3 protein-coding genes are annotated in these 12,866 nt (G+C 67.6%); 2 read left to right on the top strand and 1 reads right to left on the bottom strand.

What is annotated here, in order from left to right:
- Positions 1-74 precede the first annotated feature (74 nt).
- Positions 75-419, bottom strand: a complete 345-nt coding sequence (locus IFE19_RS15390) for a hypothetical protein (protein ID WP_207823803.1) — start codon at positions 417-419, stop codon at positions 75-77.
- Between the two features lie 232 nt (positions 420-651).
- On the opposite strand from IFE19_RS15390, the gene IFE19_RS15385 reads away from it, so the two are divergent.
- Both IFE19_RS15385 and IFE19_RS15380 read left to right on the top strand, forming a co-directional pair.
- Positions 652-9,105: an SdrD B-like domain-containing protein gene (locus IFE19_RS15385; RefSeq protein WP_207823801.1), complete on the top strand. Its 8,454-nt coding sequence runs from the start codon at positions 652-654 to the stop codon at positions 9,103-9,105.
- Positions 9,102-12,752 carry a hypothetical protein gene (locus tag IFE19_RS15380; protein WP_207823798.1) on the top strand — a complete coding sequence of 1,217 codons (3,651 nt, stop codon included), beginning with the start codon at positions 9,102-9,104 and terminating at the stop codon, positions 12,750-12,752. Before IFE19_RS15385 ends, IFE19_RS15380 begins: the two co-directional genes overlap by 4 nt.
- Positions 12,753-12,866 lie beyond the last annotated feature (114 nt).

Below are 12,866 nucleotides of genomic sequence, written 5' to 3'. Positions count from 1 at the left end.
CGCCGCCAGGCTGCCGTGAACCTCCAGCTGGAACTTGCCCAGGCGTTCCAACGGGATCAAGTCCACACTGTCGATCAACTGGTGCAGTTCGGCGCGTAGATCTTCGCCAGTGTCGCCCTCCAGGGCTTGCTGCAGGTCGCTCGCCAGCCGCCAATAGGCCCCGGCTGGTCGTGGCCGGCGCAGTGCAGGCTCGAGGCGTGCGGCTGGCAGGACTCGTATCCGTGGCTGTGGCCGGGCAGGCCGTATTCGCTGCGCTGTTCCGTATAGGCGGCGCTCAGATAGCCGCCTTCCTGCCTTTCGACCTGATCAGGGGCCAGGGCTTCAGCGCCGCGATGGCGGGGGCGGCCATGATCATGGGCTCTTCTCGGGACTGGCAGAATGAGCGATGCGACGAGGCGTCGCCAATAGTGAAGCGTCATTGATTTTTGAATGTAAATACGAGTAAAATCATATACTTAGTTACAATCTGAGCGTAGCTATAAGCTTCCCTCGCGGCTAATGGACGCCTTCATTCGACCTGTCGGGGGCGATGTGCGTCAGCAAGGCGGGGCAAGCGAAAGCCTGTCCGCAAGCCGGGTTCCCATGGGGCCCGCGTGAACCTGCAGGACGTCTGAGTGCTCCCGGACCTTCGTCGAAAGGGAGGCTCGAGACGTGTTGAAACTGCTGAACTCATTCAAGCGCGTGGCGCTGCGCATGGCGCAGATCATGGCGCCCCTGGCGATCGTCGGCGCGGCGGGCGTCGCGGCGGCGGCCGACCTGCAGGTCTCGGACTACACCTGGTCGCCTGACCCGGTGGCGAACGGGGCGCAGACGAGCTTCACCATTCGTGTGACCAACAACGGTCCGGGTTCGGTCAATGACGCCGTGGTGACCGTCGCGGTTCCCTCGCACTTTTCAGTTCAGCCGGGCGCCTTCCCTGCCTATTGCACCCTGTCAGGAGCGGCGGGCAGCCAGGCGCTGACGTGCGCCCTGCCGGCCCTGACGGCCGGCGACTTCAGCTTCGGCTACACCGCCGACGCCGTGGCGACGGGATCGCGCAACACGACGGCGACGATTTCCAGTCCGACCAATGTCGACAGCAACCCGGCCAATAACGCTCTGCAGGTCGCTCCTGCTGTTCAGGCCGGCGCCGACTTGTCGGTGATCAAGGATGACGGGGAGCCAGACAACTCCATCCCCGGCGGCGGGCTCCTGACCTATACGCTGAACGTCATGAACGCCGGTCCCGACGCGACCGGCGCCATTCGTCTGACCGACAATCTGCCTGCGGCGAGCGATTTCCAATTCGCCTCGGCCAGCGGCAGCCAGTGGAGCTGCGCCCATTCCGGCGGGGTGGTGGTTTGTAACTATAATGGGCCGAGCGTGGTCGGCGCCTTGCCGCCGGTCACGGTGGCGGGGCGGGTTCTCGCCAGCGGCGGCACCATCACCAACAACGCCTTTGTCGGCCTGACCAGTCCGATGGTTCTCGATCCGGACCCGGATAACAACACCGCTGCGCCCGTGGTGACGACGATCGAGCCGGGGGCGGATCTGGCGGCGCAGAAATCCATGCCGCCGACCATCATCCAGGGCGACAGCGCCAACATCACCCTGACCATTCTCAACACTGGACCTTTGACCGTGTCCGGTGCGCTCATTGTTGATGAGATCGCGCCCGAGTTCACGATCGGCGTCCTGCCGGCCGGGTGTTCGGCCGTGGGCCAGACGGTCACGTGCGCCGCGGGCAGCCTGTCTGTCGGACAGAGCCAGAATTTTGTCATTCCCGTAACGGCTATCGCCGCGACCAGCGGGTCTGTCGTCAATACGGCCAAGGTCACGCCGCCGGCCGGCGTCACGGACCCCACGCCGAGCAATGACACGGCCAGCGCCAGCTATCGCATCGCCGTGCCGAGCTCGGACCTGAGCATCGGCAAGACCAAGGCGCCGAACCCCGTCGCCGCCGGCGAGGTCATGACCAGCACCATTACGGTCCGCAACAACGGACCGTCCATCCTCAACTATGATGCCGCTCATCCGCTGCGGATCGTGGACACGGTGACGACGGATGAGACCTATGTCTCCGCAGGCGCGCCCTGGAGCTGTTCGCAGTCCGGGCTGCAGATCACCTGTGAGCTGTCCGGGCCAGGTTCGCTGGTGGTCGGCGCGAGCGCCGTGCTGTCGCTGAAGACCCTGGCTGGAACCGGCATTGACCTGGACCTGACCAATCGCGCCTGCACGGGCGTGACCGGGGGTTCGGCGGCCACGCCTGCCGACATCAACGCCGGCAACGACTGCGCCACGGCCGGCACGCGCTCGACGCCGAACGCCGCTGACCTGGAGATCGTCAAGGAAGTCAGCCTCAACGTCGCCGGACCCTGGGTGCAGACGCCGGCCCTGCCGGTCGCTGTCGGCGACGGCGCCTTCTATGTCCGCTTTACGGTTCGCAACCTGAGCGGCGACCCAGCCCGCACTGTGGTCGTGACCGACGACCTGCCCAACTTCATCAACGGCGGCGGCTTCGTCACCGGTTTCGGCGTGGAGTCCGCCACGCAGGGCGCGCCCGCCTATACGGCGTCGAACGGCCGCATCAGCTGGACTGTGACCGACCTGGCCGCGGGCGATAGCGAAACCGCCGTGGTTCGCATCAGCCGGCCGGTTGAGAGCGGCCTGTTCAACAACGTCGCCCGCGTCGCCTCGCCTGACACGACCGAGATCAATCTGGCGAACAACCAGTCGACGGCCAGCTATGACATCGCGCCGATCACCGACATCACGCTGAACGCCAAGTCCATCGCGCCGAACCCGGCGCAGGTCGGGGTGGTCGCAACCTACAACATCAGCGTACGCGGCCTGGGACCGAACCCGGCCGCCGGCGTGGTGGTGACGGACGTCATTGATCCGGCCCGGTTTGAACTGGTCGGTGCGCCGACGACGACCAAGAGCGGCGCGTCCTGCGTCAAGACCGACACGACCGGCGAGATCGTCTGCAACATGGGGACGATCAACCGCGGTCAGACCTATCAGATCAGCCAGCAGGTGAGGGCGCGATTCCCGTTCGGCGGGGCCACGTCGGGCTTCCCGATCAGCCACGTCAACACAGCCTCGGTGACGACGACGACGACCGAGTCGAACGCCGGCAACAACAGCGTGGTTCTGACGCACGACGTGTCAGCGCCCGTCATGGATCTGGCGATCACCAAGCAGGAGCCCAGCGCCGCCTTCGACCCGATGCCGTTTGGTTCGGAGCTGGTCTATGATCTGCGCGCGTCCAACTTCGGCCCGTCGCGCGCCGGCAATATCGTCATTACCGACATTCCCGCTCCGCCCGCCGGCTATACGATGAGCCTTTCGCGGTTCGAGGTGAACCCGGTCGGCGCCAACAGCGGCCTGACCCTCTACACGCCCCCGGCTCCGACCTGCGTGACGGTCGGCGCCAATATCGAATGCCGTTTGCACGGGAGCGATCCCGCCCTGAACTATCTGGACGACCGTCGTCAGGTGATCTTCCGTCTGTATATGGCGGTGACGGGGCCGGCGCCGACTGGATCGATGACCTTCTCCAACGGCGCCGAGATCGTGTCGCTGGAACAGGACAACACCACGGTCAGTCAGGCTGACAGCCAGCTGGCCAACAATACGGCGGTCCAGACGACCACCGTCTTGCCGGCGACGGACCTGGAGGTGGTCAGCAAGACCCGCGTCACCCCTTCGCCGGTGCAGATCAACCAGCCTGTCGAGTACCGGATCGTGGTGCGCAACAACGGCGTCTCGCCGACGACCCAGGTGCGCGTCACCGACCAACTGCCGACCGGCTGGGCCCGTGTGGGCGGTGAGACCTTCACCGTGAGCGGCGGCGCCTCCGTCTCGGCGATGAACTGCTCGGGAACCGGCGCCATCCTGTGCGTGCTGGACGGCGTCTTCCCCGGCAACGGCGATGCTGTGACCCTGACCCTGTTCGCCAAAGCGGCCTACCCGTACGCTGGCGCGCTGAACGCCGACCTGACCAATACGGCCAGCATCGCGCCTGGACGTGACGGTGACGGCGTCGAGATCAGCCGTGACACGAACCCGGCCAACAACTCGAAGACCGAGACGACCCGCGTCGCCCAGTCGTCGATCGCCGGCACGGTCTATCGCGACGACAATCTGAACGATGTGATCGACAGCGGCGAAGGCATGGCCGGTGTTCGCCTCACCCTGACCGGAACGGACGCGTTCGGGAATGCGATCACGGCTCGAACCACGGATACGGTCGCGGGCGGCGCCTTCGTCTTCGATCGTCTGCCTGCCGGCGTCTATCAGGTCGTCGAGACCCAGCCTGCCAGCGTGTTCGATCGCAATGAAACCGCAGGCACGGCCGGCGGCGACGTGAACAACGCCGCCTATGGCAGCGCGGCTGCAGCCAACACCATCTCGAACATCAACCTGCCGGCTGTCACGGCGGCGACCGGCTATCTGTTCCAGGAGATCGGCGCGGCGCGGGTGTCGGGTTACATCTATCGTGACCTGAACAACAACGGCGCGCGCGAAACGGGCGAGACGGGTTTTGCGCCTGCCGACTTCGCCTCGACGCCACACGTCCGCCTGACGGGCGCGGACTATGCCGGCGGCGCGCTGAACCTGACCGCTGCGGTCGACGCCAGCGGCCGCTATGTCTTCAATACGATCCCGCCTTCGGGCGCGGTGGAGTATACAGTCACCCAGCTGGTTCAGCCGAACGGCGCGTCCGACGGTCTGGACGCCAACGGCGCCGGCGCTGTCGTCGCCGGTTCGCGCGGTCGTCCGGCGCCGGAAGGCTTCGGCATCGGCCTGGTCGCCCCGGCTGCTGACCTGACCGAGCGCAATTTCGGCGAGCTGCCGACCTCGACGCTGGGCGGGATGGTCTTCCTGGATCCGAACGCCGATGCGACGCGCGCGCCGACGGAAACGACCGGCCTGGCCGGGGCGATCGTTCGCCTGACCGGGACCAACGACCTGGGCCAGGTGGTGGATTGCGCCGTCACCACCACGGCGACGGGCCTCTACAGCTTCCCGAAAGCAGCCGACGCCTCGCCGGTCTGTCAGGTGCTGCGTCCCGGCGACTATCAACTGGCGATCACGCCCGCGCCCGGTCTGACCCACACGGGCGCCTATGTCGGTGCGCTGGGCGGAGCGTCGAACGGGGTGACGGGGCCGAATGCGGCGTCGCCCGGCCTGACGGCCGTCAGCATCAGCGATATCATCGTCGCCGCTGGTTCGACCGCCTCCAACTATGACTTCGGCGGCACGGGCCAGGGCCTCAGCGGCTATGTCTACGTCGACCGCAACGCCAGCGGCGTTCGCGATGCAGGCGAGGCAGGCATTCCCGGCGTGACCATGGCCCTGTCGGGCGTCACCGCCAACGGCCAGAACATCTGTGACCTGGCGAACTGCACGGCTGTCACTGACGCGACGGGAGGCTTCATCTTCCTGGGCGTGCCCGGATCGGACGCAGCGGGCTACACCCTGACTGAACAGGCCCAGAACACGGCGCCACTGTCGAACTTCTTCGACGGTCAGGAAGGAGTCGGCAGCGTCGGCGGCCTGGCCGGCAACGACGTCATCAGCGGGATCGTCCTGCCGACCGGCGCCCTGGGCGCCAACTACGCCTTCGGCGAGTTGCCGGGTTCGCTGGCGGGCGGCGTCTTCATCGACGCCAACGACGACGGCGTGCGTCAGGCGACCGAGACCGCCGTGGCGGGTGTGATTGTCACCTTGTCGGGCGTGACGGCCGACGGCCAGGACATCTGCGCCTGGCGCGCGGCTCTCGATCCGGCCCAGACCTGCACTGTGACCACGGGCGTGGACGGCTCCTATCGGTTCGACGACCTGCCGAAGGGGACCTACGCCCTGACGGAAAGCCAGCCGACCCAGTTCGCCGACGGCCGTGAAGGCGTGGGCAGCATCGGCGGCGTGGCGCCTAACACAGTGTTTGACGCCTCGCAGGCGGCCAACGCCATCACCGGGATCAATCTGGGCGCCGGTCAGAAGGGCGTGGACTATGTCTTCGGCGAACGCGCCGTGGTTATCACGGGTACGGTTTACAAGGACCCGCAGCGCGACGGCGTGAATGGCGGCGGCGAACCGCCGGTTCCCGGCGTGACGATCGAACTGGTCAGGGGCGGCGTGGTCATCGCAACGACCACGACGGGTCCTGACGGCTCCTATAGCTTCGTCGACCTGCCCGGCGGCGACTATACGATCCGCGAGATCCAGCCGGACGGCTACGGCTCCTCGACGCCCAATGAGGTGACGGTCAACCTGACGCCGGGCGTGGCCCAGGTCGTGGACTTCGGCGAGACGGTCAGCAGCATGGCGGGTCACGTCTTCGTCGACGCCAGCAACGACGGCGTGCGCCAGTCCGGCGAGGCCGGGATCGAAAGCGTGCTCGTCACCCTGACGGGCGTGGACGCGGCCGGAAACCCGGTCACGCGCACCGCGACGACGGATGCGACGGGCGAGTGGTTCATCGACGATCTTCTGTCGGGCGACTATCAACTGGTCGAAACCCAGCCCGAAGGCTACGCCGACGGTCTGGACAGCGCTGGCTCGGTCGGCGGAACGGTCGAGGCGAACGCTGACCGTATCCACGGCATTGCCCTGCCGGCTGGAGTGGATGCGATCGACTACGCCTTCGGCGAGCGCGGTCAGGGTCTGGGCGGCAAGGTCTATGTGGACGTGAACCTGGACGGCTCGAACGGGCCGGAGGATCGTCCCCTGGCCAATGTGGTGGTCGAACTGCGCAAGCCCTCGGGCGAGCCGGTGGCCACGACCACGACCGGTCCGGACGGCTCCTACAGCTTCGGCGACATCCGCGGCGGCGACTATGTCGTCGTGGAGATCCAGCCGGAGGGTTACGGCGAAGGACCGGAAAACCCGACCAACCGCGTGCCGGTGACGATCCGTCCCGACCAGACGCCTCCGACCGTCAATTTTGGCGAACGGACGGGCTCGCTGGCTGGCCTGACCTACAACGACACCAACAACAACGGCGTCCATGACGCGAACGAGCCGGTCATCGGCGGCGTCGCCCTGACGCTGACGGGTGCGGACGCGCGCGGCGAAACCGTCACCCGCACGGTCGTTTCGGGTCCGGATGGAAGCTATCGCTTCACCGACCTGCCGGGCGGGACCTATGAGGTCATGGAAACCCAGCCGGACGGCTACGACGACGGTCTCGACACCCCTGGCACGTCTGGCGGCGCGTCGGACGGCGGCGACTCCATCTCCGGCATCGTTCTGGCTCCTGCAGCCGAGGCGACCGGCTACCTGTTCGGCGAGCGTGGCGCGGACGCCGCCATCTCGGGCTCGGTGTGGATGGATGCGGATCACGACCGTGCACGCGGCGCGGGCGAGACCCCGCAGGGAGACTGGACGGTTGAACTGTTCCTGAATGACGTCCTGATGGACACCGTCCGGACCGGCGCCGACGGCGGCTACGCCTTCACCGGCGTGGCGCCCGGCTCGGGCTATGCGGTTCGCTTCCGTCATCCGCAGAACAATGCGGTCTATGGCGGGGCGCGTCCGAACGAGACCGGTGCAGCCTTCGTCGACGGCGTCGTTTCGGCGTCGAACGCGGGCGGCGGGACGCTGAAGAACCGTGAGCTGACGGGCATCACCCTGCAGCCCGGCGCGACAGTGCCGCAGCAATCCCTGCCGCTGGATCCCTGGGGCGTCGTCTATGATGCGGTCCGCCGCACGCCTGTTCCGGGCGCGACGGTCCAGATCACCGGACCGGCCGGCTTCGATCCCGCCCTGCATCTGCTGGGTGGAGCCGGGAACGTGCGTCAGATCACCGACGCCCTGGGCCTGTACCAGTTCCAGCTGATGGCCTCGGCCCCGGCCGGCGCCTACAGCCTGTCGGTGACGCCGCCGAACGGCGCCTACAACCCGAACCAGCCGTCGACGATCATTCCGCCCTGCGCGGGACCGCTGACGGTCAATGCGACGCCGGACCCGATGCTGGTCTCGACCAGCAACGGCCCGCCGCCGCTGGGCACGGCTGACGGTTGCCTGACGGGCGTGATGACGACCGGCTATGTGCTGAACTTCAACCTGACGCCGGGGGTCTCGGCCAACGTCGTCAACAACAACATCCCCCTGGACCCGATCCTGGAGGGCGCGATCGAGGTCACCAAGACGACCCCGATGGTCAACGTCGTACGCGGCGGTCTGGTCCCCTATGTCATCACGGCCCGCAATACGCTGGCCGGGACGCTGACGGGCCTGACCCTGACGGACCGCTTGCCCGCCGGCTTCCGCTATCGCGAGAGCAGCGCCCGCATCGACGGCGTGGCGGTCGAGCCGATCCAGAACGGTCGTCTACTGACCTGGAACGACCTGACCTTCGCGGCGGGCGAGACCAAGCGCGTGGAACTGATCCTGGTGGTCGGTTCGGGCGTGGTCGAAGGCGAGCACACCAACGTCGCCTTTGCGGTGAACCCGATCGTCGATCAGGTCATCTCCAACCTGGCCGAGGCCACGGTGCGGATGATCCCCGACCCGGACTTCGACTGCACCGACATCCTGGGCAAGGTGTTCGACGACCGGAACGGCAACGGCGTTCAGGACGACGGCGAACCGGGCCTGCCCGGGGTGCGTCTGGCGACCGCGCGGGGTCTGCTGATCACGACGGACGCCGAGGGCCGGTATCACATCACCTGCCCGATGATCCCGAACGAGGACCGCGGCTCCAACTTCATCGTGAAGCTGGACGACCGGACCCTGCCGACGGGCTACCGCGTCACCTCGGGCAACCCGGAAACGGTGCGCCTGACGCGCGGCAAGTTCGCCCGCCTGAACTTCGGCGCCGGCCTGCACCGCGTGGTCCGTCTGGACCTGAACGGCGCGGCCTTCGACGGCGAGGTTCTGCGTGAGGAGTTTGAACAGCAGTTCGAGGGCCTGATCGCGACCCTGGCCGAGCGTCCCTCGGTCCTGCGTCTGGCCTATGCCTCGCAAGGCGAAGGCGCGGACCTGATCAAGGATCGCGTCGCCCAGATCCGTCGTCGTCTCCAGGACCGCTGGAACGATGAGCGCGGCCGCTACCGACTGGTCGTCGAAGAGGAGACCGTCGTCCTGTCCACCCCTCATGAGGGAGGCGTGCAATGATCCGCGCGTCGAACAAGCTGCTGACCGCCCTGCTGATGGGCGGATCAGCCATCGCCCTCGCCACCGGGGCTCAGGCCCAGGACGCCGCCGCCAATGACCATCCGGTCCATTGCGGTCGCGACACGGATCGCCCCTGCGGTCCGGTGGCGGACGACGCGGCGATCGAACGCCGCGGCGTCGGAAACAACTTGGAAGCTGCTGATCGTGGGGCGGCCCGTCCGTTCCGCGTCAGCGTCGACGGGGCAGGGGCTGGCGAAGGGGCGGATGACGACCTTCGCGCCGATCGCCAGCGGCGTCAGGACCTGGCCCTGGCCGGGGCCGACGTGCGGGTTCAGGCCACGGCCTTCGACGTGCGCCCGGTGCTCAGCATCGTCGCCGACCAGCCGGTGATCCGCGCCGGCGACAGCGTGCGCTTCTTCACGCTCAGCAACTACACGGCCTACATCGATCGCGCCGAGGTCCGCATCTTCCGCGCCGACCAGAGCATCGAGGAAGCGCCCCTGACGGTCATCCCGGCGCGCTTCGGCGAGCCTGTCTTGTGGACGACCGACCGCGACGCGCCGGGCGAGCATCGCTATCGCTATGTGTTGCGCGTCTATGACGCCGAAGGTCGCTACGACCAGACCTCGGCGCTGACGCTGGACGTGACCCATGCGGTCAACGTCACCAAGCCGGACATCCATGCTGGCCCCCTGTTCGAGAACATGCGCGTCGTCGACGCCATCTCGGTCAAGGGCGCCGCCGTCACCCTCAGCGGCGAGGTCGAAGATCCCGCCACGCGCGTGACCGCTTTCGGGACCACGGTTCCGGTCGACCGCACGGGCCGCTTCCTGGTCCAGCAGATCGTTCCCGTCGACACCGCCGCCGTCGCCGTTCAGGTCGCGCGGCCCGGTCAGGCTCCGGTCGATCTGGTGCGCGAGATCGTCCTGCCGCGCACCGACCGCTTCTTCGTCGGCATCGCCGACGTCACGGCGGGCAGCCGCAGCTTCGACGCCGCCAAGCATGAGCTGCTGGGCGATGCGGGCGATCACCGCGACGACTTCGTGGACGGCCGCCTGGCCTTCTACTTCAAGGGCGTGGTGAAGAACGACTGGCGTCTGACGGCCTCGGCCGATACCGGCGAGCAGCCGTTGAAGAGCCTGTTCGACGGCTTCCTTGAGAAGGACCCGCGCTCGCTGCTGCGCCGCATCGACCCGGAAATGCACTATCCGGTCTATGGCGACGACTCGGTCACGGTCGAGGACGCTCCAACCTATGGCCGTTTCTATCTGCGGGCCGAGAACGAGAACACCGACGCCCTGTGGGGCGTGTTCCAGAGCCATCTGGGCGGCAACGAACTGATCCGTCACCAGCGGACCCTCTACGGCGCCAATCTGGACTGGCGCAGCGACGACGTGACCGCAAGCGGGGAACGCCGCACCGAGATCAACGCCTTCGCCGCCGACCCCGGCACCATCGCCAGCCGCGAGGACTTCGCCTCGACCGGGGGCTCGGTCTACTTCTTCCGCAACCGCGACATCGCGCCGGGGTCGGAGCGGGTCTTCCTGGAAGTCCGCGACAAGGATTCCGGCCTGGTGCTGGAACGTCAGGAGCTGATCGCCGCCCGCGACTATGAGGTGAACTACCTTCAGGGCCGGGTCGTGATGCGCAACCCGCCGCCGATGACGGCGGACGCCAACAGCTTCGTCTCCCAGTCGTCGCTGGCCGGGAATCCGGTCTGGGTCGTGGCCACCTATGAGTACTCGCCGGGCCTGACCCGGCCCGACGCCTTCACCACGGGCGGCCGGGCGCAGCACTGGCTGAGCGACCGTCTGCGCGTGGCAGGCAGCGCCTATCATCAGGGCGAGGATCAGGCCTCGCAGGACCTGTTCGGCGCCGACGTCCTGTATCAGCACGCGCCCAACAGCTTCGTGAAGCTGGAGTTCGCCCAGGCCGATGGTCCGGGCGACGGCGCCTTCCTGTCGTCCACCGGCGGCTATGACTTCACCAGGGTCCAGACCGAGGCGGACAAGGCCAACGCCGTCAGCCTGACCTTCGCCGGTCAGCTGGACGAACTGGGCCTGGAGCGCGACGGGCGCTTCGGCGGCTACTGGAAGACGCGCGAGGCGGGCTTCTCGGCTCCCGGCGAGCTGACCTTCGGCGAGACCCTGGATCAGTACGGCGGCGTCTTCGACCTGGCGCTCAGCGACACGGTGCGGCTGCAGGCCAAGGGCGACGTCACCGACGGCCGCCTGACCGAGCGTCACGCGGTCGAGGTGGGTCTGCGCCGCGAGACGGCGGCGGGCTGGTTCGGCTCGGTCGGTGTCCGTTCGGACAAGCAGCAGGGCCAGCGCACCCCCTACAGCCCGCTGTACGTGCCGCCGCCCAGCGAGGGCACGCGGACCGATGCGGCTGTCTCGGTCGGCTATCGCCACACCCCGAACCCTGAGACCCCCAACGTCGAGCAGCGCGACGCGCCCTGGGCCGTCTGGACCTTCGCCCAGGCGACGCTGGACCACGACGGCGGTCGTGAATCCAACGACCGCTTCGGCCTCGGCGGCGAGTATCAGGTCCACGATCGCCTCAAGTTCAAGGGCGAGGTCTCGGACGGCGACATGGGCTTCGGCGCCGACGTGCGCGCCGACTTCGCCATGACGGATCGCGGGACCCTCTACCTGGGCTACGCCCTGGCCGGCGAGAATCCCGACGCCATGACCGGCGGTCGTCTGGGCCGCCTGACCGGCGGGGCGCGTCAGCAGCTGGGCGAAAAGACCAACGTCTTCGCCGAGCAACGCTATGACCACGGCGACGGCCCGACCGGCTGGACCCAGGCCTATGGCGTGGACTTCAGCCCCATCGAGGCCTGGACCTTCGGCGCGCGCTACGAGACCGGCTCGCTGTCCGACGCCCTGGGTCAGGCCATTGACCGTATGGCCATCGGCGCCACCGCCGACTATGGCGGCGACCGCCTGCGCTGGGCCTCGGCGCTGGAATACCGCAAGGACGAGGGCGACACGGTCGGCGAACGCACCACGGTCGCCACCCGCAACCAGGTCACCTACAAGGCCACGCCGTCGCTGCGCCTGTTCGCCCAGGCCAACATTTCGCTGTCCAACTCGGATCAGGCGATGGCGATGAACGCCGACTACTACGAGCTGGCGCTGGCCGGGGCCTATCGTCCGGTCGATAACGACCGGCTGAACCTGCTGACCAAGTACACCTATCTGGCCGACCTGCCGTCGCCGGCTCAGGTGGACGCTTTGGGTCAGTCCCTGGACTACGCCCAGCGCAGCCACATCGCCGCGATCGACGGGACCTATCAGGTCACGCCGCGTCTGGCGCTGGGGGCCAAGGTCGCCTGGCGTCTGGGCGAACTGCGCGCCTCTCGCGACGAGAGCGCGCCCTGGTTCGACAGCGAGGCGGTCTTCTGGGCCGTCCGCGCCGACTATCAGATCGTCCGCCGCTGGGACGTGCTGGTCGAGGTGCGCGAGCTGTCGATCAAGGAGGCCCACGACAGCCGCCTGGGCGCTCTGGTCGGCGTCTATCGCCACTTCGGCGACCACGTGAAGCTGGGGGTCGGCTACAACTTCACCGACTTCTCCGACGACCTGGGCGACCTCAGCTACGACGAGCGCGGCTGGTTCGTGAACCTGATCGGCAAGTTCTGAGGCAAGGGTCGGCGCGACAGCGTCGGCCCTGCCAGTCTGAGATGGCTATTGATGCGGCTATGTCATGAGACTGATCGCGGGAGTGAGGTATCGTCTAAATCCTGCTCCCGCGCC

Origin of the sequence: Brevundimonas pondensis (assembly GCF_017487345.1) — a bacterium.
Classification (GTDB): Bacteria; Pseudomonadota; Alphaproteobacteria; order Caulobacterales; family Caulobacteraceae; genus Brevundimonas; species Brevundimonas pondensis.
The sequence above is the reverse complement of the archived record's forward strand: the minus strand, read 5'-3'. Positions and strand labels throughout refer to the sequence as shown.